This window comes from Pseudomonas sp. TWP3-1 (assembly GCF_049896625.1).
In the GTDB taxonomy this organism is placed as follows: domain Bacteria; phylum Pseudomonadota; class Gammaproteobacteria; order Pseudomonadales; family Pseudomonadaceae; genus Aquipseudomonas.
Genome location: NZ_JAFCUQ010000014.1, coordinates 139,077 through 164,333, shown reverse-complemented (window position 1 = coordinate 164,333; position 25,257 = coordinate 139,077). Strand labels below are relative to the sequence as shown.

The window sequence follows — 25,257 nt, the reverse complement described above, 5'->3', positions numbered from 1 at the left end:
TACAGCTGTGGCATCGCTGGTCGGTGACAGTTCAGGGGCCGAGCGTTTTCTCTGTGCTCTAGCTCACCTGCTTGGCCAATTGGAAATCCATGTATTCGTAAGCGATCTGTTGCGCCTGCTCGGTGTCGAAAGCGTCTCCCGACAGCGCGCCGCGCAACCACAAACCGTCGATCAGAGCTGCCAGTCCCCGGGCGGCGCTGCGCGCATCTTCGAGCGGCAACACCCGGCGGAACTCGCAGCACAGGTTGGAATACAGACGGTGATCGTTGATCCGCTGCAACCTGTGCAATGACGGCTGATGCATGCTGGTGGCCCAGAAGGCCAGCCAGGTTTTCATTGCCGGTCCATTGACCTGGCTGGCGTCGAAGTTGCCTTCGATGATCACCTGCAGATGCGCCCGTGGGCTGTCATCTGTCAGCGCCTGACGACGCGCGGTGACGTTCTCGCTGAGGACGTTCATCAGATACCGCATCGTGGCGGCGATCAGGCCATTCTTGTCCTGAAAATAGTGACTGATGATGCCATTCGAGACACCGGCCAAACGGGCGATCAGCGCAATGCTGGCGTCCCCCATGCCGACCTGATCAACCGCCAGCAATGTGGCTTCGATCAACTGTTGGCGGCGGATGGGTTGCATACCGACCTTGGGCATCTTGCACATCTCCTTAGGCCTTCCGAGGGGCGATCAACGCTCATCGGATTGACGGCCAGTCTATTTTGTTTTGATTGAACGTTCAATCAACAAAGAATAAGATCTGCGACAAATCGTCGCTACCTACAGGTTTTTCCTACGTGTAAATGGCGAGTATCCGACATCTAAATCGGCTCGAAACCTATACGCCACGGCGTTTCTGGGGCTTCGGGTTTTTCGCGGTGTCTTTATATCACCCGCTGGTCGGCTGCCAACTAACCGATTGGTCGGGTGCCCGTGTTGCCTTGTGTTCTTCTCTCGCACTGCCTGGAGCATTTGTGCCATGAGTTCTGCCTCTCTTATAAAGACCCCGCCCGAGAAGGTGACGGTCAACGGTTGGGTGTTCTACACCTCTACCGCGCTGATTCTGTTGTTGACCGCCATTCTGATCATCGCCCCGCAAGAGGCCGGCAGAATGTTGGGAGTGGCTCAGGCCTGGTTGTCGCGCAGCTTCGGCTGGTACTACATGGTGGTGATTGCCGCCTATCTGGTATTCGTCGTGGGTCTGGCGTTTTCCTCGTACGGCAAACTCAAACTGGGCAGCAAGGACGACACCCCGGATTTCAGTTACGGCGCCTGGGCGGGGATGCTGTTCTCGTCGGGTATCGGTATTTCGCTGTTGTACTTCGGCGCATCCGAGCCACTGGATCACTACTTCAATCCGCCGGAAGGCGTGGCCGGCAGCAACCTCGCTGCGCGTCAGGCGGTGCAACTGACGTTCCTGCACTGGGGCCTGCACGGCTGGGCGATCTACGCACTGGTCGGTCTGGCCGTGGCGTATTTTGCTTACCGCCACAACCAGCCGCTGGCCTTGCGTTCGGCGCTGTATCCGCTGGTCGGCGAGCGCTGGGTCAAAGGCGCGGCCGGGCACGCGGTGGACGGCTTCGGCATGTTCGTGACCCTGCTGGGGCTGGTGACCAATCTGGGGATTGGGTCGCTGCAAGTGTCGTCGGGGCTGGAAAACCTGTTCGGCATGGAACACAGCAACACCAACCTGCTGATCGTGATCATCGTGATGAGCACCGTGGCGACCATCGCTGCCGTGTCCGGCGTGGAAAACGGCATCCGTCGTCTGTCCAACCTGAACATCGTGCTGTTCAGCGGCCTGCTGATTTTTGTCCTGCTGTTCGGCCCGACCCTGCACCTGCTCAACGGCTTCGTGCAGAACATCGGTGACTACCTGAACGGCATCGTGCTGAAAACCTTCGACCTGTATGTGTACGAAGGCAGCGGCGAGAAGTCTGAACGCTGGATGGGTCTGTGGACTCTGTTCTACTGGGCCTGGTGGATTTCCTGGGCCCCATTCGTCGGCATGTTCATCGCGCGGATTTCCCGTGGTCGTACCGTGCGTGAACTGGTGGCCGGCGTGCTCCTGATTCCGCTGGGCTTCACCTTGGCCTGGCTGTCGATCTTCGGTAACTCGGCGCTGGACCTGGTGATGAACCATGGGGCGGTGGAGCTCGGCAAGACGGCGCTGGAACAACCGTCGATGGCGATCTACCAACTGCTTGAGCATTACCCGGCGTCGAAGATTGTCATCGGTGTGTCGATCTTTGTTGGTTTCGTGCTGTTCCTGACCCCGGCGGATTCTGGCGCGGTGATGATGGCGAACCTTTCGTGCAAGGGCGGCAACGTCGACGAAGATGCGCCGCACTGGCTGCGGATTTTCTGGTCGGCCGTGATCACGCTGGTGACCATCGGCCTGCTGTTCGCCGGTAACTTCGAAGCCATGCAAACCATGGTGGTGCTGGCCGGTCTGCCGTTCTCGGTGGTGCTGGTGTTCTTCATGTTCGGCCTGCACAAGCAGATGCGTCTGGACGTGCAAGTCGAGCAGGAACAGGCGCAACTGGCTGAACGTGGTCGTCGTGGTTTCAGTGAGCGTCTGACGCAACTGGATCTGCAACCGAGCCAAGCGGTGGTGCAGCGCTTCATGGACAAACACGTCAGCCCGGCGCTGGAAGATGCGACCGCGCAGATGCGTGCACAGGGTCTGGAAGTGCAGACGCTGTTGGGTAAATCCAAGCGCTGCATGGGCGTACGCGTCGAGATGGAAGAGGGCAACCCTTTCGTTTACGAAGTGAGCCTCGATGGCTATCTGGCGACCCCGACTGAATCGGCGCAGTCCGATGAGGAGCGCCAGCGCTACTACCGCGCCGAGGTGTATCTGCACAACGGCAGTCAGGACTACGACCTGATGGGCTTCACCCAGGATCAGATCACACGGGATGTGCTCGATCAGTTTGAAAGCCATCGGCAACTCCTTGGCCGGGTGTATAGCTAAGATCAAGGGCTACCCCTCACCCCAGCCCTCTCCCTAAGGGAGAGGGAGGAGAGGGAGCAGATCGTCGTGATCTTCAAGGCCTGAGTTCGACTCGATAATTCAGGTCGATGTAGCTTGGAAGTACAACTTGGTCAGTCCCCTCTCCCTCCGGGAGAGGGTTAGGGTGAGGGGCTCTTTTCCCTGACCCAATAAAAAAGGGATCGCTCACCGCGATCCCTTTTTTATCCCGCCTTAACCGAGGTTCTTGCCCAGCAACGCGTGATACAACTCGCTGTCGCCCAAGATCCCCACCACATGATTGTTGTCATGCAGCACCAGTTTGTTGCCGGTCTGATAACGAATCTGCAACGCATCGCGCATGCCGATATTGGAGTCCACCAACGTTGGCCTGCGCTCCAGGCCTTCAACCGCCTGGCCCGGTGCCCAGTTCTGCAAGTCCAGCGCCACGCCGTTCTGCCGTGCGCCTTTGATGGTGTTGCCTTCCGCCAGGTCCAGCCACGAATCACCGCCCGGATCGAGGCACACTGAACCGTTGATGCGTTTGCAGTTGTCCAGCGTGCGCATCAGGCTGCGCCCGCACAGCACGTTGAGTGGATTGGTGTGCGCGACGAAGGTCCGCACATAATCGTCCGCAGGGTTGAGAACGATCTCTTCCGGCACGCTGTACTGGATGATCCGCCCGTCCTTCATGATCGCGATGCGGCTACCCAGTTTGAGAGCCTCATCGAGATCGTGACTCACGAACACAATGGTCTTGTTCAGTTTGCGTTGCAGTTCCAGCAGTTCGTCCTGCAGGCCTTGGCGGATCAGCGGATCAAGTGCCGAAAACGGTTCGTCCATCAGCAGAATATCGGCGTCCATCGCCAGCGCACGGGCCAGGCCCACACGTTGCTGCATGCCGCCAGAGAGTTCGTCGGGTTTCTTGTTGCGCCATTGGGTCAGGCCGACCAGTTCGAGTTTTTCGTCGACCAGTTTGCGCCGTTCTTTTTCCGGGCGACCCTGCATTTCCAGACCGAAACTGATGTTCTCGCGCACCGTCAGCCACGGCATCAGCGCGAACTTCTGAAAGACCATGGCGATGCGTTTGGTGCGCATCATTTTCAGCTCGGCCGGGGTGCAGGACGCGATATCGATCTGCTTGCCTTCGTGTTCGACGAACAGCTTGCCGCGGCTTACGGTGTTGAGGCCGTTGATGCAGCGCAGCAGACTCGACTTGCCGGAGCCGGACAGGCCCATCAGCACGCAGATCTCGCCTTTGTTGATATCGAGGCTGGCCTTTTCCACGCCGACGATCTGCCCGGTCTTTTTCAGGATCTCACTGCGGGTCAAGCCTTGATCGAGAAGTTTCAGTGCTTCGCGCGGATCTTTGGTGAAGATCACGTCGACGTCTTCGAAGCGAATAATGCTCATGCGTCACCCCCTGCTTTAGCGTCGGGTTGTTTGCAGATACGGTCGAGCATGATCGCCAGCAGTACGATCGCCAGGCCCGCTTCGAAGCCCAGGGCGATATCAGCAGTGTTCAGTGCGTTGACCACCGGTTTGCCGAGTCCGTCGGCGCCCACCAGTGCCGCGATCACCACCATCGACAGCGACAGCATGATGCACTGGGTGATGCCGGCTGCGATGCTCGGCATGGCGTGTGGCAGTTCGATCCGTGAGAGCAGTTGGCGACGCGAGCAGCCGAAGGCCTTGCCGGCGTCCATCAGTTCTTGCGGGACATCGCGGATGCCCAGGTAGGTCAGGCGGATCGGCGCGGCGATGGCGAACACCACCGTGGAGATCAGGCCCGGCACCACACCCAGCCCGAAGAGGGTCAGGGTAGGAATGAGGTAAACGAAGGTCGGTACGGTCTGCATCAGATCGAGTACCGGCCGCATCATGGTGTAGAACATCGGTTTGTGCGCGGCGACGATGCCTAACGGCACGCCGATCAGCACGCACACGAAGGTGGCGAACAGCACCTGGGCGAGAGTTTCCATGGTCTCCTGCCAATACCCCAGATTGAGGATCAGCAGAAAGGAGGCGATGACGAATACCGTCAGTCCCCACTTGCGCTGGATGAAATGCGCGAGCAGGGCGATGAGGCCGATCAAGACAAAAGGGTTGAACCAGGTGAGCGCAAACGTCACGCCGTGGATCATCGTTTCCAGTGTCACGGCGATTGCGTCGAAGGTGTTGGCGCCGTGTTGCGTCAACCATTCAACGAAGCCCGCGATGTACTGGCCTAAAGGGATTTTCTGATCAATCAGCATGGTATTGAACGTCCGCATGCGAGGAAAAAACAGCCCGGACAGCCGAAGCCGTCCGGCATAAGCGATGCTCCTGAATTCAAGGCGCCAGCTTGGCTTTCACGGCTTCCAGGCCAGGTTTACCGTCAATGGTGGTCACGCCGGCGAGCCAGGTTTCGAGTACCTGTGGATTGTTTTTCAGCCAGGCCTTGGCGGCCGCGTCAGGCTTCATTTTGTCGTCGAGGATGTTGCCCATCAGTTCGCTTTCCATGTCGACCGTGAACTCAAGGTTTTTCAGCAATTGGCCAACGTTGCTGCATTCCTCGGCGTAGCCCTTGCGGGTGTTGGTCGCTACGGTGGCTGCGCCGAAATCCGGGCCGAAGAACTCGTCGCCGCCGGTCAGGTACTGGATCTTGAAGCGCTTGTTCATCGGGTGCGGCGCCCAGCCGAGGAACACCACTTCGGTACCGCGACGCGAAGCCCGGTCAACCTGCGACAGCATGCCTGCTTCACTGGACTCGACGACTTTAAAACCGGCGGTCTTCAGGCCGAAGGCATCCTTGTCGATCATGCTCTGGATCAGACGGTTGCCGTCGTTGCCCGGCTCGATCCCGTAGATCTTGCCGTCGAGTTCTTTCTTGAATTTGGCGATGTCGGCGAAGTCATGCAGACCTTTGTCGTATAGGGCTTGCGGGACGGCGAGTGTGTATTTGGCGCCCTTGAGGTTGGTGCGCACGGTTTCCACGGTGCCGGCCTCGCGGTAGGCCTTGATGTCGTTTTCCATGGTCGGCATCCAGTTGCCGAGGAACACGTCCATGTTCTTGCCGTCGGCCAGCGACTTGTAGGTCACGGGCACGGAGATCATGGTGGTCTTGGTCTTGTAGCCGAGGGCGTTGAGCACCACGGAAGTGGTGGCGGTGGTGGCGGTGATGTCGGTCCAGCCGACATCGGAGAAATTAACGGTACTGCACTGTGCCGGCTCTGCGGCTTGAGCCAGCAACGGCAGACTCAGCATGGCGGCCAACAACAACGACGGGGAACCTTTCATGGATGGACTCCTTGGTGTTTTTTTTGGCAGTGTTCCGACTGGACCACCGCACTTATGGGTTGCGGTTGGATGGCGTTCTGGAGACAGCTCTACCGCAGCGCCTTGCAATCGAGTCGATACGATCATGTACCAGTGAAAATCTGACGCCTACAGGGTGCGTCGTATCCAGTACAGGGATGGTCGCATCCAGTGTCGGTGACGTCGTTTACAGCTTTTTTTCGCTCGATTTGCCCGACTGCACCGCATAAAACGGCGAAAAACTTCGGTAAAAACGGCGCGGCGCTGGTGGACATGAGTGCGTCGGTGTCAGACGCCGGGCGAGTGACCAAAAGCCTGATGATGCGGCCATCCTGGCGGATCGCAGCTTGAGCGTAGCAGCTCCGCCAGCGGGCGCTCCCCGCCCCGAACCGGCATCTTCAGGAGTCCTGCAGTAATGGCTATCAGCGTGTTCGACCTGTTCAAAATCGGCATCGGGCCATCCAGCTCGCACACCGTCGGCCCGATGCGCGCCGCCGCGCTGTTCGTCGAAGCACTGCGCGACCGGCATCAACTGGAACAGGTGCGCAGGGTCGAGGTGCAACTGTTCGGTTCGTTGTCGGCTACCGGTATCGGTCACGGCAGCGACAACGCGGTGATCATGGGCCTGATGGGCGAGTGGCCGGACGCGATCGATCCATCGCAGATCGCCCCGCGGATTCAGGCGCTGCGCGAAACCCACACTCTTTTATTGGACGGTCGTTTGTCGGTGCCTTTCGTCTGGGCGCGCGACATGCGCCTGATCGATGAAAACCTGCCGTTCCACCCCAACGCCATGCGCCTGATTGCCGAGGGTGATCACGGTGAGCTGCATAGCGACACTTACTACTCAGTCGGTGGCGGATTTGTCGTGGATGAGGCGCAGGCTTCCAGCGGCGTGGTGGATCTGGATCGCACTGAATTGCCTTACGACTTTTCCAGCGCGGTCGAGCTGTTGGAGCTGTGCAAGCGCAACAATCTGCGCGTCGCCGAATTGATGATGGCCAACGAAAAGGTCTGGCGCAGCGAGGAAGAAATCCGCGCCGGGCTGATGAAGCTCTGGCGAGCGATGCAGGATTGTGTGGAACAGGGCCTCAAGCACGAAGGCATCCTGCCCGGTGGACTCAATGTGCGCCGTCGAGCGGCGAAGTTGCATCGCAGTCTTCAGGAACTTGGCAAGCCCAACGTGATTGGCTCGACCCTCAGCGCCATGGAGTGGGTAAATCTGTTCGCCCTTGCCGTCAACGAAGAGAACGCTGCCGGTGGGCGCATGGTCACGGCGCCGACCAATGGCGCGGCGGGGATCATTCCGGCGGTGTTGCACTACTTCATGAAATTCAGCGAAGCGGTGACTGACGCCAACGTGGTCGACTATTTATTGGGAGCCGCAGCGGTAGGGATTCTGTGCAAGAAGAACGCTTCGATCTCCGGCGCTGAAGTGGGTTGTCAGGGCGAAGTCGGCTCGGCCTGCGCGATGGCGGCGGCGGGGTTGGCAGAGATTCTTGGCGCGACGCCGGAACAGTTGTGCAACGCAGCGGAAATCGGCCTGGAACATAACCTCGGGCTGACCTGCGATCCAGTTGGCGGTCTGGTGCAAGTGCCATGCATCGAGCGCAACGCGATTGCGGCGGTGAAGGCGATCAACGCGGCGCAGATGGCCTTGCGTGGGGATGGTCAGCACTTTATTTCGCTGGACCGGGTGATCCGCACCATGCGTGATACCGGCGCTGATATGCATGACAAATATAAGGAGACATCGCGGGGTGGGTTGGCGGTCAGTGCTGTTGAGTGCTGAGACCGGGTTGGCCCCAATCGCTGGCAAGCCAGCTCCCACAGGTTCTGCGGTGTTGCTGATTTCTTCAAACCACTGAAGATCCTTGTGGGAGCTGGCTTGCCAGCGATTGGGCCAGACCAGTCAAAACTGCGCGCTAAGTGCACACCCGAATCAAAACGCGCCACGTTTTGGCGCGTCGCAATCAGATAAGAGCCTTTCCCACTGCCAGCGCCTGCTGCACGCCGCTACCGCCCGTCCCCTGTGCCTCTGGTGACACTGTCCGACAATCGCACCAAGCCTGTTCCCAAAAGTGCTACCGATATGCTCACAGGCTTTGGGACAGGGCGCCCGCTGCGGTTGATGGCACTTCGAAATACCCCTCGTCCGGCATCTTGTATAGACGCCTCGCGACGTCGTTTTCAGGAGTTATTGAACGGCCATTCAATTTCAGGCATGGCAATTGCTCTGTCATAACAAAGCCCGTCTCCCACGCGAGAACGATGGCAATAACAAGAGCCTCCGCCTGAGGCCATCACCCGCTTTGTGTGAGGAGATACCGCGATGACGACGTTCAACTCCGGGGCCCAACCCCAGAACCGTGCGCCTCAATCCATCGGCTTTCTGCTGCTGGACAATTTCACGCTGATTTCCCTGGCTTCCGCAGTCGAACCGCTGCGCATGGCGAATCAGCTGTCCGGTCGCGAGTTGTATCGCTGGACCACCCTCACCGTCGATGGCGGGCAAGTCTGGGCCAGTGACGGCCTGCAGATCACCCCCGACGCCTCCATGCACAAAGCCCCGGCGCTCGACACCATCATCGTCTGCGGCGGGATCGGTATTCAGCGCACCGTTACCCGTGAACACGTCTCGTGGCTGCAAAGCCAGGCGCGTCAATCCAAGCGTCTCGGTGCCGTGTGCACTGGCAGCTGGGCTTTGGCTTGCGCCGGTCTGCTCGACGGTTTTGATTGCAGCGTGCACTGGGAATGCCTGGCGGCGATGCAGGAAGCTTTTCCGCGCGTGGCGATGAGCACGCGTTTGTTCACCCTCGACCGCAACCGTTTCACCAGCTCCGGCGGCACCGCGCCACTGGACATGATGCTGCACTTGATCAGCCGCGATCACGGGCGTGAACTGTCCGCCGCGATCTCGGAGATGTTCGTCTATGAACGCATCCGTAACGAGCAGGATCACCAGCGTGTGCCGCTCAAGCACATGCTCGGTACCAATCAGCCGAAGTTGCAGGAAATCGTTGCGCTGATGGAAGCCAACCTCGAAGAGCCAATCGACCTCGACGAACTGGCGGTTTACGTCGCCGTGTCGCGTCGTCAACTCGAGCGGCTGTTCCAGAAATACCTGCACTGCTCGCCGTCGCGTTATTACCTCAAACTGCGGCTGATTCGTGCGCGGCAGTTGCTCAAGCAAACGCCGATGTCGATCATCGAAGTGGCCTCGGTCTGCGGCTTCGTCTCGACACCGCACTTCTCCAAGTGCTACCGCGAATACTTCGGCATTCCGCCGCGTGACGAACGCGTTGGCTCCAACACTACCCAGCAAGTGGCGATGTTGCCGCTGCCGCAAGCGTTGGTGCTGGCGCCGCTGTCGGGGCCGATGTCGGCGTTGAGTCAGGCGCGCAATGAGTCGACTTTTGCCAGTGTAAGGCTCTAGACCGAGCTGGCTTTATCGCTGGCAAGCCAGCTCCCACAGGTTTCTGTGTTGAACACAAATTCTGTGAACGACACTAGTCACTGTGGGAGCTGCGGTTCGACGACTCGACTTGCCAGCGATGACGGACTGTCAGGCGCTACGGGTCTGTTGGTACTGCGCCAACGCCGGCAACAACTGTTTATCGAACGCCTCACGCACCGCCGGCAAAATCGTCGCGCTGCTGGTGTACATCTGCTTGACCATCGTGCGCAGGGTATTCGCCCGCACATCATCCAGACCGCGCACCGCGTACTCGCAGGCCTGCTCGGCCGTGGCGCCGGACGGCACTTCGAAACCCAGCGACTTGAGCTGGCCCAACAGATCTTCCTGGTCAATCAAATCGGCGTACATCATCACGCAAATCCTTCTTCGGCATCGGAGGTCGTGGCTCGATTCTGGTAGTCGTACGTGGTGACGGCAAGGGCGTTTTGTCGCAGTGGCTGCGACGGCTATGAACAGGTCGTTTTCGGCTAACTCGCCGGGGAGGGGAATCGGCACACTGGGCCCAGCTCGCTTCACGAAGGTTTGGTCACCCTCGCCGCGCCAGCTCCTCAAAGGTATGTTCGCCCCGATCCAGTCACGGCTGGTCTCGGGGCTTTTTTTGTCTGCGTTTATCGCGGTGGCGGCAGGGCGATAACCCGGCCGATATAAGCGGGGGCAGGCAGGTCGGACTGCTCGGCGACGATGGCTTGCAGTCGGCTCAGGGTTTCTGGACTGAAGGGCGCCGAGCGCGGCCCTGCGAGGTCGACGTGCAGGAGCATTTGTTCGTTGCCGGCCAATTCCTTGTCGCCACCCGCCAGATGCAGGCTGTGGTAGAGGTGCAGGCGTTTCTGGTCGTGGCCGATGATTTGCGTGCGCACTTCGACCTCGGCGTCGAGTTTTACTTCGTGCAGGTAGTTGAGGTGCAGTTCGAGGGTGAACAGCGAGTTGCCGCTGGCTTCGCGGTTGCTGCTGTCCATGCCGAGGCGATCCATCAGGGCGTCGGTGGCGTAGCTGAAAATCAGCAGGTAAAAGGCGTCGCGCAGGTGGCCGTTGTAGTCGACCCAGTCGGGGATGATTTTGGTTTGGTAGGTGGTTAACTTGGGCATATCGGCTGATCCAGAACTGATTGTGATTGGGCTGCCGCCATCGCTAGCAGGCTAGCTCCCACATTGGAGTTGTGTGGTTCAGCCATCCAGTGTGGGAGCCGGTCCTGCAGGTCGATTACTCGCTGAATGCCATGCCGTGCTTTTGCTTGGTGGTCTTCACCGCCTCAAGCACTGCGAGCAGGCAATCATCACGATAGCGCTCCAACGCCGAAATGCTGCGCTCACCCAACTGCTCACTGGTCCCGTCCACCACATCATCAATCAACTTGTCCGTCAGCTCCGGCGCCGGCAGATACGTCCACGGCAACTGTAATGCCGGACCGAACTGCGACATGAAGTGCCGCATCCCTGCATCGCCACCCGCCAGCGTATAAGTCAAAAACGTGCCCATGAATGACCAGCGCAAACCCGCGCCAAAGCGGATCGCATCGTCAATCTCACCGGTGGTCGCCACGCCGTCATTGACCAGATGCAGCGCCTCACGCCACAGCGCTTCGAGCAAACGGTCGGCAATAAACCCTGGCACTTCCTTGCGCACATGCAGCGGGCGCATGCCGAGGGATTCGTAGACTTTCATCGCCGCTTGCACTGCCTCAGGCGCGGTGTTTTTGCCGCCGACCACTTCCACCAGCGGCAGCAGGTAAACCGGGTTGAACGGATGCCCGACCACGCAGCGTTCCGGATGAGTGGAGCTCTCGTAAAACTCGCTCGGCAACAGGCCAGAAGTACTCGAGCCGATCAAAGCATTGGGTTTGGCTGCTGCGCTGATTTTGCTGTGCAGATCCAGTTTCAGCTCGAGACGTTCGGGGGCGCTTTCCTGGATGAAATCTGCATCACGTACGCACTCTTCAATGGTCGAGACAAAGCGCAGGCGATCTTGCGACGCACCCGGCGCCAGGCCATTTTTCTCCAGCGCGCCCCAGGCATTGGCCACGCGTTTGCGCAGCGCCGCTTCAGCGCCCGGCGCCGGGTCCCACGCCACCACATCCAAGCCATGGGCGAGGGCGCGGGCGACCCAGCCGCTGCCGATGACACCGCTGCCGAGTGCGGCGAAGGTTTTGATTTCGGTGATAAAGCTCATGGTGACTTCCTGTAAATCGCTGATTTCTGGTGGAACACAGTCACTGTGGCGAGGGGATTTATCCCCGTTCGGCTGCGCAGCAGTCGTAAAATTTCAGGGCCGCTGCGCGCCCCAACGGGGATAAATCCCCTCGCCACAAATTCGGTTCCAAAAGGGGCGCAGTTATGAGGTTCAGCCGCGTTGGGTCAGGCCCATTTTTTTGCGGCCTTCAGCTGGGGTCAAAACGCGGGCGCCGAGGCGGCTGAGGATTTCGCTGGCGCGTTCGACCAGTTGGCCGTTGGTCGCCAGCACACCCTTGTCCAGCCACAGGTTGTCCTCCAGCCCGACCCGCACGTTGCCGCCGAGCAGCACCGCTTGCGCCGCCATCGGCATCTGCATCCGGCCGATACCGAAACCCGCCCACACCGCGTCAGCCGGCAAGTTGTCGACCATGGCTTTCATGGTGGTGGTGTCCGCCGGCGCGCCCCAGGGGATGCCCAGGCACAGCTGGAACAGCGGATTGTCGAGCAAGCCTTCCTTGATCATCTGCTTGGCAAACCACAGATGACCGGTGTCGAAAATTTCCAGCTCGGCTTTCACACCGAGTTCGGTAATGCGTTTGGCGCCGGCGCGCAGTTGCGCCGGGGTCGAGACGTAAATGGTGTCGCCATCGCCGAAGTTCAGCGTGCCGCAATCCAGCGTGCAGATTTCCGGCAGCAGTTCTTCGACATGTGCGAGGCGGGTCAGCGGGCCGACCAGATCGGTGTTCGGGCCGAACTCCATCGGGTTCTCGCCGGCGCCGATTTCCAGGTCGCCGCCCATGCCGGCAGTCAGGTTGACGATGATGTCGACGTCAGCCTCGCGAATGCGCTCCATGACTTCGCGGTACAGCGCGACGTCGCGGCTGAACTTGCCGGTCTGCGGATCGCGTACATGGCAATGCACAACCGTGGCGCCAGCCTTGGCCGCTTCCACCGCCGCAGCGGCGATCTGTTTCGGGGTGACCGGCACGTGCGGGCTGCGGCCGGTCGTGTCGCCAGCACCGGTGAGTGCGCAGGTGATGATGACGTCGTGGTTCATGAGGCGGTTTCCTTCAGGCGTGTCGGGTCTGTCCGCAGCCCGGCTGGGTCTGCGAAGCGTCGTGAGTCCCCTCTTCCTCCGGGCGGTCCGACGTATCGGGAGGGTTAGGGTGAGGGGCTCTTAAATCGAGGGTTACTTGGTGGTCAGTTGCAGGTTTTCCGCCGCTGGTTTGCCGTCGAAAGTGGTCACGCCTTCGAGCCAGCGCTGCTTGTCCTGCGGGTGATCCTTGAGCCATTGCCTGGCCGACTCAAAGGCGTCTTTATGATCGAGCAGCGGCTGCATCATGCGGCTCTCGTCTTCGGCGGTGTACGTCAGATTGGTCAGCAAGCGACCGATGTTCGGGCACTGCTCGGCGTACTTCGGCGAGGTGACCGTCCACACCGTGGCCATGCCTTCGTTCGGGCCGAGGGCGTCTTCGCTGCCGGTGAGATACGTCATCTGCACGTTGACGTTCATCGGGTGCGGCGCCCAGCCGAAGAACACCACAGCCTCCTTGCGGCGTACCGCGCGATCCACGGCGGCAAGCATGCCGGCCTCACTCGACTCGACCAGTTGGAATTTGCCGAGGCCGAACTGGTTCTTGGCGATCATCGCTTTGATCTGGGTATTGGCGCCCGAGCCTGGCTCGATGCCGTAGATCTTGCCGCCGAGTTCTTTTTCAAACTTGGCGATATCGGCAAAAGTCTTCAGGCCCTTGTCGGCCAGATAAGTCGGCACAGCGAGAGTGGCGCGCGCGTCTTTCAGGCTTGGCGCTTCGAGGACTTTGACCTGGTTGGCGTCGACGAACGGGGTGATGGTTTGAGTCATCAGCGGGTTCCAGTAGCCAAGGAACAGATCCAGCCGCTGATCGCGAATCCCGGCGAAGATGATTTGCTGGGACGCGCTGGTTTGTTTGGTGTTGTAGCCGAGGCCGTCGAGCAGAACCTGGGTCATGGCGCTGGTGGCGATCACGTCGGTCCAGTTGACCACGCCCATGCGTACGTTTTTGCACGAGGCGGGTTCGGCGGCGATAACGCTGGCGCTAAAAAACGCGGTACCACTGAGTGCAAGAACACAGCTGCTGATCAGTCGTTTCATGTCGGGTTCCTCGGCAGGTCGTTATTGTGAGTTCCGGCATCTGCGTGCCGGTGATGCAAAGTTACGCAGCCAGTGCGTCGTGCAAACGCACTACGGCGACCGGCAATTGCACTGTAGCGACCTGCACCCTTGAATGCCGCTCGCAACTGGCGTATCAACGTTGCACGCTACCCTCCCTCTCGTTACCCGCGAATCGAGTGCGCGCCATGTCCCAGGATTTCTACTTTCTGTTGCTGCCAGGGTTTTCCGCCATCGGCTTCATCTCCGCCATCGAGCCGCTGCGGGTGGCCAACCGTTTTCGCGGCGAGTTGTATCGCTGGCATGTACTGAGTGCCGACGGTGGAGCGGTGTTGGCGAGCAATGGCATGTCGGTCAACGCTGATGCGGCGCTGGAACCGTTGAAGAAAGGCGCGACGTTACTGGTGGTCGCCGGTTTCGAACCGCTGAAATTTGCCACTCCGGCGCTGGAGCATTGGCTGCGTCGCCTCGACAACGAAGGCGTGACCCTCGGCGCCATCGACACCGGCAGCTTCGTCCTCGCTGAAGCCGGTTTGCTCGACGGCCATCGCCTGACCCTCCATTGGGAAGCCATCGACGCCTTCAAGGAGTCTTATCCACAGCTCAGCGTCACCCAGGAATTGTTCGAAATCGATCGCCGACGCATCACCTCGGCCGGCGGCACTGCTTCCATCGATTTAATGCTGGATCTGATCGCCCAGGCCCACGGTCCGCAACTGGCCATCGAGGTAAGCGAACAGTTCGTGCTCGGGCGCATCCGACCACGCAAAGACCACCAGCGCATGGAAGTCGCCACCCGCTACGGCATCAACAACAAGAAACTGGTGCAGGTGATCGGCGAGATGGAGCAACACAGCGAGCCGCCGCTGAGCACGCTGCAACTGGCGGAATCGATCAAGGTCACGCGGCGGCAACTGGAGCGCTTGTTTCGCCTGCATCTGAACGACACGCCAAGCAACTTCTACCTGCGCTTACGCCTGGAAAAGGCCCGGCAGTTGCTGCGTCAGACCGATATGAGCGTGCTTGAAGTGAGCATCGCCTGCGGGTTTGAATCACCGTCCTACTTCACCCGCAGCTATCGGGCGAAATTTGCCCGCTGCCCACGCGAAGACCGACGAATCGCGCAGGCCTGATTTCGACGTCACCACAAGAACCTGTGGGAGCGGGCTTGCCCGCGATGAGGCCGGCACATCCAACATTGATACCGACTGACACACCGCCATCGCGGGCAAGCCCGCTCCCACAGGTTTTAATGTGACGTCGTGATTCGGTTTACTTCTTCACCAACGCCGAGCAAGCAGCCTTGTAAGCCTCATGCTGATACTTGTTCAACGTCCCCGGCAGGTCGAAATTGTGCTTCTTGGCCTGCGCATTGATCGTCTGCGGTGACAGCAACGTCACCTCACAACCATCGAGCAACTGAAACACACCCTCAATCTTGAACGTGGTTGGCCCGCCGGCAAACTCACCCTTCTTGCTGCGCTTCTTGATCGCGATCCGGTCAATCGAATTCTCACGCACAAACGACGCCACCTGCGCCGCGAAGCGTTTGACGTTGGCCGCTTCGTCGTCATCGTCGAGGGCGATTTTCTTGGTGCTCAAGGCGACATGGCTCAAGGTCGAACCGTCGAGCGAGGCCACGGCGATGATCGCTTCACTGCCTTTGATTTCGATGCCGCAGATGTTCATGAGAATCCCTTTTTTGGGTGAAGAGGTGCAGCTTACAGCTCAAGCACTCACTCCTGCCCAATCGACTCCAAAAACTCCGACCGCTCATCGCTCATGCGGGCCACGCAATCATTCTGCGCAATCTTGAATGCCTTGCTGCCGTCCGTCGCCGGGAAGGCTTCTACCGCGCAATCGGCGTCGCGGGTTTTCAGCCATTGTTGCTGGGCGGTTTTGATTTTTGCGTTGATGTCGGCCAGTTGCGTCGGGTTTTTGCCGTAGGCGGTCTGCATGCGCTCGGCCAGGCTTGCGTAGTTGTCTTTGAGCAGGTCTTCGGCGGTGGTGCGGCTGTAGGTCGAGCATTCCAGGGTCTGCACGTCGTTTTCGACCGCGTCGCACGGGTTGTTGTCGGACTCTTCGGCGGCGTGTACGCCGGTCGCAATCAGTGTCAGGGCCAGGAAGATCGATTTCATTGAGGTCGCCGCTCTAATCCGGTGATGTATCCAAGATGCGGGAGATTCTGGCCCAAGGAAGCGGGCTTGAACAGGTGGTCGGCCGGGCCGGCTGGCGACCCTTTGTCGCGGATTGACGCTTTCGGCAATTCCCCTGTCGTTTTTGCACCCGGCTGCTGCTGCACCGAGGCATATGCTGGCCCCAAAGCGCCGGCAGACGATTCGGCGCATGGATTGCCAATAAGGGGACGCCTGATGAGCCCAGCCGAATTACACGCCGACAGCATCGTTATCGACGGTCTGATCATTGCCAAATGGAACCGCGAGCTGTTCGAAGACATGCGCAAGGGCGGTCTGACGGCGGCCAACTGCACCGTGTCGGTTTGGGAAGGCTTTCAGGCCACGGTCAACAACATCGCCGCCAGCCAGAAGCTGATCCGCGAAAATGGCGACCTGGTGATGCCGGTGCGCACCACCGCCGACATCCGTCGCGCCAAGGAGCAGGGCAAGACCGGCATCCTCTTCGGCTTCCAGAATGCCCATGCGTTTGAAGACCAGATCGGCTATGTCGAGGTGTTCAAGCAGCTCGGCGTCGGCATCGTGCAGATGTGCTACAACACGCAGAATCTGGTCGGCACCGGTTGTTACGAACGTGACGGCGGCCTGTCGGGCTTCGGTCGCGAGATCGTTGCCGAGATGAACCGCGTCGGCGTCATGTGCGACCTGTCGCATGTCGGTTCCAAGACCTCCGAGGAAGTCATCCTCGAATCGAAAAAACCCGTCTGCTATTCCCACTGCCTGCCGTCGGGGCTCAAGGAGCACCCGCGCAACAAGTCTGATGAAGAGCTGAAATTCATTGCTGACCACGGCGGTTTCGTTGGCGTGACCATGTTCGCGCCGTTCCTCGCCAAGGGCATCGATTCGACCATCGACGACTACGCCGAAGCCATCGAATACGTGATGAACATCGTCGGCGAAGACGCCATCGGCATCGGCACCGATTTCACCCAGGGCCACGGCCAGGACTTCTTCGAATACCTGACCCACGACAAGGGCTACGCCCGGCGTCTGACCAGTTTCGGCAAGATCATCAACCCGCTGGGCATCCGCACCGTCGGCGAATTCCCGAACCTGACCGAAACCCTGCTCAAGCGCGGCCACTCCGAGCGCGTTGTGCGCAAGATCATGGGCGAAAACTGGGTCAACGTCCTCAAGGACGTCTGGGGCGAGTAACGCTTTCGACAGACCGCCGCCGAACTGCCCCCTCTCCTGCGGGAGAGGGCTGGGGTGAGGGCCGCGGCCACCACTGAACCATCATTTTTCTGGAGTCAAGTTTCCATGGCCAAGATCGCCCCGCAATTGCCAATCGAAGTCGACAGCGAAACCGGTGTCTGGACCTCCGACGCCCTGCCAATGCTCTACGTGCCACGGCACTTTTTCGTCAACAACCACATGGGTATCGAGGAAGTGCTGGGCGCCGACGCCTACGCGGAAATCCTCTACAAGGCCGGCTACAAATCCGCCTGGCACTGGTGTGAAAAAGAAGCTGAATGCCACGGTCTGGAAGGCGTTGCGGTGTTCGAGCATTACATGAAGCGCCTGTCGCAACGCGGCTGGGGCCTGTTCAAGATTCAGGACATCGACCTCGACAAAGGCACTGCCAGCGTCAAGCTCGAACACTCGGCATTCGTCTATGTGTACGGCAAGGTCGGGCGCAAGGTCGACTACATGTTCACCGGCTGGTTTGCCGGTGCGATGGATCAGATTCTTCAGGCGCGCGGCAGCAAGATCCGCACGGTTGCCGAGCAAGTCTACGGTGGCTCCGAAGAAGGCCACGACGACGGCCTGTTCACCGTCAAGCCGTTGTAAGTCGAGGAACCCGCCATGGCTTTCGAAGCAATGTTCCAGCCGATCCAGATCGGCAAACTGACCATCCGCAACCGCGTGCTCAGCACCGCCCACGCCGAGGTCTACGCGACCGACGGCGGCATGACCACCGACCGCTACGTCAAGTATTACGAAGAGAAAGCCAAGGGCGGCATCGGCCTGGCGATTTGCGGCGGTTCGTCCAGCGTGGCCATCGACAGCCCGCAAGGCTGGTGGAAATCGGTCAACCTCGCGGACGACCGGATCATCCCGCACTTCCAGAATCTGGCCGACGCCATGCACAAGCATGGCGCCAAGATCATGATTCAGATTACTCACATGGGCCGCCGTTCGCGTTGGGACGGTGAGCACTGGCCGACATTGCTCTCGCCATCGGGCATCCGTGAACCGGTACACCGCGCGACCTGCAAAACCATCGAGCCGGAAGAAATCTGGCGCGTGATCGGCAACTACGCGACCGCAGCAGCCCGTGCCAAGGCCGGTGGTCTGGACGGCGTCGAATTGTCCGCCGTGCACCAGCACATGATCGATCAGTTCTGGAGCCCGCGCGTCAACAAACGTACCGACGAATGGGGCGGCAGCTTCGAGAACCGCATGCGGTTTGGCCTCGAAGTGCTCAAGGCTGTGCGCAAGGAAGTCGGCGACGATTTCTGCGTCGGCATCCGTCTGTGCGGTGACGAATTCCACCCGGACGGCTTGTCCCACGAGGACATGAAACAGATCGCCAAGTATTACGACGACACCGGCATGCTCGACTTCATCGGCGTGGTCGGTTCGGGCTGCGACACCCACAACACCCTGGCCAACGTTATTCCGAACATGAGTTATCCACCGGAGCCATTTCTGCATCTGGCGGCTGGTATCAAGGAAGTCGTCAAAGCTCCGGTTCTGCACGCGCAGAACATCAAGGATCCGAATCAGGCCACACGCATTCTCGAGGGCGGTTACGTCGACATGGTCGGCATGACCCGTGCGCACATCGCTGACCCGCACCTGATCGCCAAGATCAAAATGGGCCAGATCGACCAGATCAAGCAGTGCGTCGGCGCCAACTACTGCATCGACCGTCAGTACCAGGGGCTGGATGTGTTGTGCATCCAGAACGCCGCGACTTCCCGCGAATACATGGGCGTGCCGCACATCATCGAGAAATCCACCGGCGTCAAACGCAAAGTGGTGGTGGTCGGTGCCGGTCCGGCCGGGATGGAAGCGGCGCGCGTGTCCGCCGAACGCGGCCACGACGTGACGCTGTTCGAGAAAAAAGAGTTTATTGGCGGGCAGATCACTACCGCCTCCAAAGCGCCGCAACGTGACCAGATCGCCGGCATCACGCGCTGGTTCCAGCTTGAACTGGCGCGGCTGAAAGTCGATCTGCGTCTGGGCACGGCTGCCGATGTCGCGACGATCATGGACTTGCGTCCGGACGTGGTGGTGCTGGCGGTTGGCGGGCATCCATTCCTTGAGCAGAACGAACACTGGGGCGCCGCCGAAGGGCTGGTGGTCAGCAGCTGGGACGTGCTCGACGGCAAGGTCGCGCCGGGCAAGAACGTGCTGGTCTACGACACGATTTGCGAGTTCACCGGGATGTCGGTTGCCGACTACCTTGCGGACAAGGGCAGCCAGGTCGAGATCGTCACCGACGACATCAAACCGGGCGTGGCCATCGGCGGTACGTCGTTCCCGACCTACTACCGCAGCATGTACCCGAAAGAAGTGATCATGACCGGCGACATGATGCTCGAGAAGGTCTACCGCGAAGGCGACAAACTGATCGCGGTGCTGGAGAACGAATACACCGGCGCCAAAGAAGAACGTGTGGTCGATCAAGTCGTGGTGGAAAACGGCGTGCGTCCGGACGAAGAGCTGTATTACGGGCTCAAGGACGGATCGCGCAACAAAGGCCAGATCGACATCGACGCGCTGTTCGCGATCAAGCCGCAGCCATCGCTGAGCACCACCGGTGACGGCTACTTGCTGTTCCGCATCGGCGACTGCGTGGCGCAGCGCAACACCCACGCCGCGATCTACGACGCCCTGCGCCTGTGCAAGGATTTCTAAAGGCACAACCATCACCTGTGGCGAGGGAGCTTGCTCCCGCTGGGCTGCGCAGCAGCCCCAAAAAACTCAAGTCGAGGTGCATCAGATAAGCACTGGAGACTGTTTTGGGAGTGCTTTGCACTCCAGCGGGAGCAAGCTCCCTCGCCACAAGTAGGTGCTCGCCCTTAGCGGCTTGTACATGACCCCGAAGTCTTTGGGAGCAACACCTATGTTGAACACCCTTCTTCCAATCCTGTTGTTCGCCGCCCTGGGCCTCGCCGTCCTTGGCGCGCTACGGCGGGTGGCCATGTGGCGTCGCGGTCGTGCCTCGAAGGTCGATCTGCTTGGCGGGCTGCTGGCCATGCCCAAGCGCTACATGGTCGATCTGCACCATGTCGTGGCGCGGGACAAATACATCGCCAACACTCACGTGGCAACGGCCGGCGGCGCAGTGGCGTCGATTGTGCTGGCGATTCTGGTACACGGTTTCGGTCTGCATAACCGCATCCTCGGCTACGCATTGCTGCTGATGTCGGCGGTGATGTTCGTCGGGGCGATCTTCGTTTATCTGCGCCGACGCAACCCGCCTTCGCGGCTGTCGAAAGGCCCGTGGATGCGCCTGCCGAAAAGCCTGCTGGCATTCTCGGCGTCGTTCTTTCTGGTGACCTTGCCAGTGGCCGGGATTCTGCCGGAGAACTTCGGCGGCTGGTTGCTGGCGGCGATTCTCGGGGTGGGCGTGCTGTGGGGCGTGTCGGAATTGCTGTTCGGCATGACCTGGGGCGGGCCGATGAAACACGCCTTCGCTGGTGCTTTGCATCTGGCCTGGCACCGTCGCGCCGAGCGTTTCGGGGGCGGCCGCTCCACCGGTTTGAAACCGTTGGACCTCAACGATCCAAGCGCACCGCTGGGCGTGGAGAAACCCAAGGATTTCACCTGGAACCAGTTGCTCGGTTTCGACGCCTGCGTGCAATGCGGCAAGTGTGAAGCGGCATGCCCGGCGTTTGCCGCCGGCCAACCACTGAACCCGAAAAAGCTTATCCAGGACATGGTCGTCGGCCTCGCGGGCGGCACTGATGCCAAGTTCGCCGGCAGCCCTTACCCTGGCAAACCGGTGGGAGAGCACAGCGGCAATCCGCATCAACCCATCGTCAACGGTCTGGTCGACGCCGAAACCCTGTGGTCATGCACCACCTGCCGCGCCTGTGTCGAAGAATGCCCGATGATGATCGAGCACGTCGATGCCATCGTCGACATGCGCCGTCACCTCACTCTGGAAAAAGGCGCAACCCCGAACAAGGGCGCCGAAGTCCTCGAAAACCTGATCGCCACCGACAACCCCGGCGGTTTTGCACCGGGCGGGCGGATGAACTGGGCGGCGGATTTGAACCTGACGCTTCTCAGCGACAAGCAATCCACCGATGTGCTGTTCTGGGTCGGCGACGGCGCGTTCGACATGCGCAACCAGCGCACCTTGCGCGCGTTCGTCAAAGTCCTCAAAGCGGCCAAAGTGGATTTCGCGGTGCTCGGTCTTGAAGAGCGTGACAGCGGTGATGTGGCCCGACGTCTCGGCGATGAAGCGACCTTCCAGTTGCTGGCCAAGCGCAATATTCAGACCCTGGCCAAGTACAGCTTCAACCGCATCGTCACCTGCGATCCACACAGTTTCCACGTACTGAAAAACGAGTACGGCGCGTTCGACGGCAACTACCTGGTGCAGCACCACAGCACCTACATGGCGGAAATCATCGCCGCTGGCGCGCTGAATCTTGGTCAGCACAAAGGCAACAGCGTGACCTATCACGACCCATGCTACCTCGGCCGCTACAACGGCGAATACGAGGCGCCGCGCGAAGTGCTGCGCGCCCTCGGCATCGAAGTGAAAGAGATGCAACGTTCCGGCTTCCGTTCGCGCTGCTGCGGCGGCGGTGGCGGGGCGCCGATCACCGACATTCCGGGCAAGCAGCGGATTCCCGACATGCGCATGGACGACATCCGCGAGACCGGCGCTGAACTGGTGGTCGTGGGTTGTCCACAGTGCACGGCGATGCTCGAAGGCGTGGTCGAACCGCGTCCGCTGATCAAGGACATTGCCGAACTGGTGGCCGACGCGCTGCTCGAAGACGCGGCCCCGAACAAACCCGCCACCCCGGCCAAACGTGAACCTGCGGAGGCCCACTGATGAGCGACATTATCCGCCGCGACCCGCGTGCTGAATGGATCGCACGCAACCGTCTGCATCCGCTGCATGCGGCGATGCAACCGGCGCAACACAGCTGGATGGGGCCGAACGGCGTGATCCGCAAGAACCTGCACGGCATCGGTTTCATCGGACCGAACGGCATCAAGCGGATTGACCGCAGCGGCGCCCAGCAGGGCGGGGCGACTAAACGTTCTGCCGCTGTGGAAGTGCAATTGCCGCTGCATCAGGTGCCGGCTCCGGCGTTCTACATCAGTGTGGTGCCGGACATGGTTGGCGGTCGCTTGAGCAGTCATGACCGTGACTTGCTGGGTCTGGCGCATCAATTGGCCGGCAGCGATGGTGCGGTGTTGGCGGTGGTGTTTGGTGAACACAAAGAAAATGCCTTCGCCACCGCAGGCGTTGATCGCTTGCTGGTACTCGAAGGCGAAGAATTCAGCGGTTATGCACCGGAGCAACGTGTGCAGGGGCTGCGGGCTGTGGATAACCAGTTCAGTCCGCGTCACTGGCTGCTGCCAGACAGTCGCAGCGGTGGCGGCGAACTCGGTCGGCGATTTGCTGCGGCACTCGGCGAACGCCCGGCAACGCGTGTATGGCAGGTCAAGGATCAAGAGTGTATCGGCCGCGCGGGCGCCGGTTTACAAGACTTGGCGCGTCCGGTCGCACGGCTGATTCTCGCATCCGCCGAATGTGCCGAGCCGGTCAGTGAAACGCGGCATGAAGCGCTGCCGGTAGAGTTATCCACAAGCGTCGCGCGCAGCTTGTCGCGGATCGAGGATCTGGGCGCAGTGGCGGTGGATCCGGCGGCGATTCCGATGGCTGAAGCCGAGTTCATCTTCTCCGGCGGCAATGGTGTTCGTGACTGGGAGCTGTTCCACAGGACTGCAGCAGCGTTGGGCGCCACCGAAGGCGCTTCACGCGTGGCAGTGGACGACGGCTTCATGGCCCGCGACCGCCAGGTCGGCGCGTCCGGCACCTGGGTCACCGCGCGAGTTTATGTTGCGGTGGGGATCTCCGGAGCGATCCAGCATCTGCAAGGCATCGGCGCCTGCGACAAAGTGGTGGCGATCAACCTCGATCCGGGCTGCGACATGATCAAACGCGCCGACTTGTCGGTGATCGGCGAGAGCGCGGAGATTCTTCAGGCCTTGATCGCGGCGGTAGAGGCTTACCGCAACGAAGCCAAGCGCGATGCGGCTTAAGGAACGCTTATGAACACGAAAATCATCAGTCTGGTTTCAATCGGGGCACACCCGACCTCCGGCCGCCCACGCCGTGCCGAACAGGATGCGCGCGCCGTGGAGCTGGGCTTGCAACTGGCTGGGGATAACTTGCAGGTGCTGCATGCCGGTGATGTTGCGGAACCCGCGCTGCGCGCGTACCTGGGCATGGGCCTGGAACAGATGCATGTACTTGAGCAACCGGCGGGCGCGGATGCGTTGCCGGCGTTGACGGAATATTTGCGTGAGGCTGGTGCTCAGGTGGTGCTGACCGGTAGCCAGGCGGAAACCGGCGAAGGCTCGGGGATGTTGCCGTTTCTGCTCGCTGAAGGTTTGGGCTGGCCGTTGGTGGTGGGATTGGCGCAGGTTGAGTCGATCAGTGAGGGTTCGGCGCTGGTACTGCAAGCGTTGCCGCGCGGGCAGCGGCGGCGGTTGAAGGTGAAGCTGCCGTTTCTGGCGACTGTGGATAACGCAGCGCCCAAGCCTCGGCAGAGCGCTTACGGGCCGGCGCGGCGTGGGGTGTTGCAGGCTGATGATGTTGAGGTGGTGGATGATGAGTTGCTGGCGGTGGCTACGCTGCAACCGGCCAAGCCTCGGCCGAAACGCTTGAAGGTGATCAAGGCCAAGAGCGGGGCGGATCGGATGAAAGCCGCCACCGCCAAAGCCAGTGGCGGAGGGGGGCAGGTGCTTAAAGGTGTAACTGCGCAGGCTGGCGCCGAAGCCATTCTCAAATTGCTCATCGAAGAAGGCGTTGTCCGCTGAAGAGCCCCTCACCCTAGCCCTCTCCCGGTGGGAGAGGGGACTGACCGAGGGGGATTGGCCGGGTACATCGACCTGCGACTTCGCGGTGGCCTTGGGTTGCCAGGCTTCAATTGCCTTGCTTTGCCAGTTTAAGGTCGCGGCGAACGCTCAGGTCGATGTACCTCGCAAGTTCACCACCGTAGGCCCCCTCTACCTCTGGGCGGTCCGACGTTTCGGGAGGGCTGGGGTGAGGGCAAGCAGATATCAAACCATCCACAAAGCTAAAAGTACCCACAATCTTTGTTGGCGCTTCTGTGGATAAGATGTTCGCTATTGTCTGCAAGCCATATAGAACGTGGCTTTCAGTGTGCTGGTTGAAAAATGAGCAATTCACTCGATCAGCCCTGTAAAACTCGCCAAAGCGGTTATATCTCAAAGCCTTCAGCACTTTTCCACAGACACCCCAAAGTTACCCCCGATCTCTGTTGGTGCTTCTGTGGATAACGTGTTCGCTATCCGCTGCGTGCCACGTAAAACGTCGCTCACAGAGATGTGATCAAAAAACACTCAATCCGCTCGGCAAACCCTGCTTCTGGATAAGTCACGCTTTTTCTGCACATATCCACCGACCATTTTGCACGTTACCCACAGTTGTCCCCATTACCTGAGGGTATCTATGTGGATAACTTGTACACCAAACCCTGCAAGCCCCGCTGTATATAGTCCAAACCGCTATTGATCACATTTCATACAGTTCTAAACCCCTGCCTTGACTTAGATCCGACCGCTGTCTTCACTGCAATGGCACAAGGACAGCCGTCACTTATCCACATCTGGTTCAGGGAGAACGCGTGATGGATAGCCCGCCACACAGCCCGCCCCCGATTCCCCGTCAGCGCACGTTGCGTCGCGCCGCCAATCAACGCGCCCGCCTCTAGCTGCCCGATCACTTTCACATTGCTGTTCTGCCGCCGCGCATTGCCGGTGGCCAGGT

The 25,257-nt window shown here is 60.2% G+C and carries 21 protein-coding genes; 10 read left to right on the top strand and 11 right to left on the bottom strand.

Going from position 1 to position 25,257, the window contains the following annotated elements; genetic code table 11:
- Positions 1-58: 58 nt before the first annotated feature.
- Positions 59-652 carry a transcriptional regulator BetI gene (gene betI, locus ACP7BN_RS19565; RefSeq protein WP_420647296.1) on the bottom strand — a complete coding sequence of 198 codons (594 nt, stop codon included), beginning with the start codon at positions 650-652 and terminating at the stop codon, positions 59-61.
- Positions 653-1,031: 379 nt separating this feature from the next.
- Here betI and ACP7BN_RS19560 point away from each other — a divergent pair, with 379 nt between their 5' ends.
- Complete coding sequence (locus tag ACP7BN_RS19560) at positions 1,032-2,972, top strand: BCCT family transporter (protein ID WP_426205716.1); 1,941 nt, start codon at positions 1,032-1,034, stop codon at positions 2,970-2,972.
- A 231-nt stretch (positions 2,973-3,203) separates the two neighbouring features.
- Here the strand turns inward: ACP7BN_RS19560 and choV are convergent, their stop codons facing one another.
- The 3 genes from choV to ACP7BN_RS19545 all read right to left on the bottom strand — a co-directional run bounded on the left by choV (position 3,204) and on the right by ACP7BN_RS19545 (position 6,248).
- Positions 3,204-4,382 carry a choline ABC transporter ATP-binding protein gene (choV, locus tag ACP7BN_RS19555; RefSeq protein ID WP_426205709.1) on the bottom strand — a complete coding sequence of 393 codons (1,179 nt, stop codon included), beginning with the start codon at positions 4,380-4,382 and terminating at the stop codon, positions 3,204-3,206.
- On the bottom strand, positions 4,379-5,224 hold the full coding sequence (gene choW / locus ACP7BN_RS19550; protein ID WP_420647294.1) for a choline ABC transporter permease subunit: 846 nt from the start codon (positions 5,222-5,224) through the stop codon (positions 4,379-4,381). Before choW ends, choV begins: the two co-directional genes overlap by 4 nt.
- Before the next feature lie 76 nt (positions 5,225-5,300).
- Positions 5,301-6,248: a choline ABC transporter substrate-binding protein gene (locus ACP7BN_RS19545; RefSeq protein WP_420647293.1), complete on the bottom strand. Its 948-nt coding sequence runs from the start codon at positions 6,246-6,248 to the stop codon at positions 5,301-5,303.
- 433 nt (positions 6,249-6,681) lie between these two features.
- Here ACP7BN_RS19545 and ACP7BN_RS19540 point away from each other — a divergent pair, with 433 nt between their 5' ends.
- Both ACP7BN_RS19540 and ACP7BN_RS19535 read left to right on the top strand, forming a co-directional pair.
- Entirely contained in the window at positions 6,682-8,058 is a 1,377-nt protein-coding gene (locus ACP7BN_RS19540) for an L-serine ammonia-lyase (protein WP_426205708.1), read from the top strand.
- A gap of 540 nt (positions 8,059-8,598) precedes the next feature.
- Positions 8,599-9,702 carry a GlxA family transcriptional regulator gene (locus ACP7BN_RS19535; RefSeq protein ID WP_426205707.1) on the top strand — a complete coding sequence of 368 codons (1,104 nt, stop codon included), beginning with the start codon at positions 8,599-8,601 and terminating at the stop codon, positions 9,700-9,702.
- Between the two features lie 129 nt (positions 9,703-9,831).
- Here ACP7BN_RS19535 and ACP7BN_RS19530 read toward each other — a convergent pair whose 3' ends face one another.
- The 5 genes from ACP7BN_RS19530 to ACP7BN_RS19510 all read right to left on the bottom strand — a co-directional run bounded on the left by ACP7BN_RS19530 (position 9,832) and on the right by ACP7BN_RS19510 (position 14,046).
- Positions 9,832-10,095 carry a hypothetical protein gene (locus tag ACP7BN_RS19530; RefSeq protein ID WP_426205706.1) on the bottom strand — a complete coding sequence of 88 codons (264 nt, stop codon included), beginning with the start codon at positions 10,093-10,095 and terminating at the stop codon, positions 9,832-9,834.
- 257 nt (positions 10,096-10,352) lie between these two features.
- Positions 10,353-10,829 carry a thioesterase family protein gene (locus ACP7BN_RS19525; RefSeq protein ID WP_426205705.1) on the bottom strand — a complete coding sequence of 159 codons (477 nt, stop codon included), beginning with the start codon at positions 10,827-10,829 and terminating at the stop codon, positions 10,353-10,355.
- Between the two features lie 115 nt (positions 10,830-10,944).
- Positions 10,945-11,910: an L-carnitine dehydrogenase gene (locus ACP7BN_RS19520; RefSeq protein ID WP_426205704.1), complete on the bottom strand. Its 966-nt coding sequence runs from the start codon at positions 11,908-11,910 to the stop codon at positions 10,945-10,947.
- 171 nt (positions 11,911-12,081) lie between these two features.
- On the bottom strand, positions 12,082-12,969 hold the full coding sequence (locus ACP7BN_RS19515) for a 3-keto-5-aminohexanoate cleavage protein (protein ID WP_426205703.1): 888 nt from the start codon (positions 12,967-12,969) through the stop codon (positions 12,082-12,084).
- Between the two features lie 132 nt (positions 12,970-13,101).
- A complete protein-coding gene (locus tag ACP7BN_RS19510; RefSeq protein ID WP_420647286.1) occupies positions 13,102-14,046 on the bottom strand; it encodes a choline ABC transporter substrate-binding protein in 945 nt (314 codons plus the stop codon).
- Positions 14,047-14,252: 206 nt separating this feature from the next.
- Here ACP7BN_RS19510 and ACP7BN_RS19505 point away from each other — a divergent pair, with 206 nt between their 5' ends.
- A complete protein-coding gene (locus ACP7BN_RS19505; RefSeq protein WP_426205702.1) occupies positions 14,253-15,197 on the top strand; it encodes a GlxA family transcriptional regulator in 945 nt (314 codons plus the stop codon).
- A 139-nt stretch (positions 15,198-15,336) separates the two neighbouring features.
- Here ACP7BN_RS19505 and ACP7BN_RS19500 read toward each other — a convergent pair whose 3' ends face one another.
- Together ACP7BN_RS19500 and ACP7BN_RS19495 are read right to left on the bottom strand one after the other, a co-directional pair.
- Positions 15,337-15,753 (bottom strand): DUF3010 family protein, encoded by a 417-nt coding sequence (locus ACP7BN_RS19500; RefSeq protein ID WP_426205701.1) that lies wholly within the window; start codon positions 15,751-15,753, stop codon positions 15,337-15,339.
- A 47-nt stretch (positions 15,754-15,800) separates the two neighbouring features.
- A complete protein-coding gene (locus ACP7BN_RS19495) occupies positions 15,801-16,202 on the bottom strand; it encodes a lysozyme inhibitor LprI family protein (RefSeq protein WP_426205700.1) in 402 nt (133 codons plus the stop codon).
- Positions 16,203-16,436: 234 nt separating this feature from the next.
- Here ACP7BN_RS19495 and ACP7BN_RS19490 point away from each other — a divergent pair, with 234 nt between their 5' ends.
- From ACP7BN_RS19490 to ACP7BN_RS19465, 6 genes are all read left to right on the top strand, one after another.
- Complete coding sequence (locus ACP7BN_RS19490; RefSeq protein WP_016983626.1) at positions 16,437-17,414, top strand: dipeptidase; 978 nt, start codon at positions 16,437-16,439, stop codon at positions 17,412-17,414.
- Between the two features lie 105 nt (positions 17,415-17,519).
- Positions 17,520-18,050, top strand: a complete 531-nt coding sequence (locus ACP7BN_RS19485) for a DUF5943 domain-containing protein (protein ID WP_008033249.1) — start codon at positions 17,520-17,522, stop codon at positions 18,048-18,050.
- A 15-nt stretch (positions 18,051-18,065) separates the two neighbouring features.
- The gene (dgcA, locus tag ACP7BN_RS19480; RefSeq protein ID WP_426205699.1) at positions 18,066-20,126 is read left to right on the top strand and encodes a dimethylglycine demethylation protein DgcA; all 2,061 of its coding nucleotides are present in this window, start codon (positions 18,066-18,068) and stop codon (positions 20,124-20,126) included.
- A gap of 208 nt (positions 20,127-20,334) precedes the next feature.
- The gene (dgcB, locus tag ACP7BN_RS19475; protein WP_426205698.1) at positions 20,335-22,284 is read left to right on the top strand and encodes a dimethylglycine demethylation protein DgcB; all 1,950 of its coding nucleotides are present in this window, start codon (positions 20,335-20,337) and stop codon (positions 22,282-22,284) included.
- A complete protein-coding gene (locus ACP7BN_RS19470) occupies positions 22,284-23,504 on the top strand; it encodes an electron transfer flavoprotein subunit alpha/FixB family protein (protein ID WP_426205697.1) in 1,221 nt (406 codons plus the stop codon). Before dgcB ends, ACP7BN_RS19470 begins: the two co-directional genes overlap by 1 nt.
- 9 nt (positions 23,505-23,513) lie before the next feature.
- On the top strand, positions 23,514-24,284 hold the full coding sequence (locus ACP7BN_RS19465; protein ID WP_426205696.1) for an electron transfer flavoprotein subunit beta: 771 nt from the start codon (positions 23,514-23,516) through the stop codon (positions 24,282-24,284).
- Positions 24,285-25,257 lie beyond the last annotated feature (973 nt).

Bases quoted from the DNA above. Each gene is read 5' to 3' on its own strand.
- dgcB (WP_426205698.1), top strand. From the start codon at position 20,335: ATGTTGAACACCCTTCTTCCAATCCTGTTGTTCGCCGCCCTGGGCCTC.
- choV (WP_426205709.1), bottom strand. From the start codon at position 4,382: ATGAGCATTATTCGCTTCGAAGACGTCGACGTGATCTTCACCAAAGAT.
- ACP7BN_RS19505 (WP_426205702.1), top strand. From the start codon at position 14,253: ATGTCCCAGGATTTCTACTTTCTGTTGCTGCCAGGGTTTTCCGCCATC.
- ACP7BN_RS19485 (WP_008033249.1), top strand. From the start codon at position 17,520: ATGGCCAAGATCGCCCCGCAATTGCCAATCGAAGTCGACAGCGAAACC.
- ACP7BN_RS19515 (WP_426205703.1), bottom strand. From the start codon at position 12,969: ATGAACCACGACGTCATCATCACCTGCGCACTCACCGGTGCTGGCGAC.
- ACP7BN_RS19495 (WP_426205700.1), bottom strand. From the start codon at position 16,202: ATGAAATCGATCTTCCTGGCCCTGACACTGATTGCGACCGGCGTACAC.
- ACP7BN_RS19490 (WP_016983626.1), top strand. From the start codon at position 16,437: ATGAGCCCAGCCGAATTACACGCCGACAGCATCGTTATCGACGGTCTG.
- ACP7BN_RS19535 (WP_426205707.1), top strand. From the start codon at position 8,599: ATGACGACGTTCAACTCCGGGGCCCAACCCCAGAACCGTGCGCCTCAA.
- ACP7BN_RS19530 (WP_426205706.1), bottom strand. From the start codon at position 10,095: ATGATGTACGCCGATTTGATTGACCAGGAAGATCTGTTGGGCCAGCTC.
- ACP7BN_RS19470 (WP_426205697.1), top strand. From the start codon at position 22,284: ATGAGCGACATTATCCGCCGCGACCCGCGTGCTGAATGGATCGCACGC.
- ACP7BN_RS19510 (WP_420647286.1), bottom strand. From the start codon at position 14,046: ATGAAACGACTGATCAGCAGCTGTGTTCTTGCACTCAGTGGTACCGCG.
- dgcA (WP_426205699.1), top strand. From the start codon at position 18,066: ATGGCTTTCGAAGCAATGTTCCAGCCGATCCAGATCGGCAAACTGACC.
- ACP7BN_RS19545 (WP_420647293.1), bottom strand. From the start codon at position 6,248: ATGAAAGGTTCCCCGTCGTTGTTGTTGGCCGCCATGCTGAGTCTGCCG.
- choW (WP_420647294.1), bottom strand. From the start codon at position 5,224: ATGCTGATTGATCAGAAAATCCCTTTAGGCCAGTACATCGCGGGCTTC.
- ACP7BN_RS19465 (WP_426205696.1), top strand. From the start codon at position 23,514: ATGAACACGAAAATCATCAGTCTGGTTTCAATCGGGGCACACCCGACC.
- ACP7BN_RS19540 (WP_426205708.1), top strand. From the start codon at position 6,682: ATGGCTATCAGCGTGTTCGACCTGTTCAAAATCGGCATCGGGCCATCC.
- ACP7BN_RS19520 (WP_426205704.1), bottom strand. From the start codon at position 11,910: ATGAGCTTTATCACCGAAATCAAAACCTTCGCCGCACTCGGCAGCGGT.
- ACP7BN_RS19500 (WP_426205701.1), bottom strand. From the start codon at position 15,753: ATGAACATCTGCGGCATCGAAATCAAAGGCAGTGAAGCGATCATCGCC.
- betI (WP_420647296.1), bottom strand. From the start codon at position 652: ATGCCCAAGGTCGGTATGCAACCCATCCGCCGCCAACAGTTGATCGAA.
- ACP7BN_RS19525 (WP_426205705.1), bottom strand. From the start codon at position 10,829: ATGCCCAAGTTAACCACCTACCAAACCAAAATCATCCCCGACTGGGTC.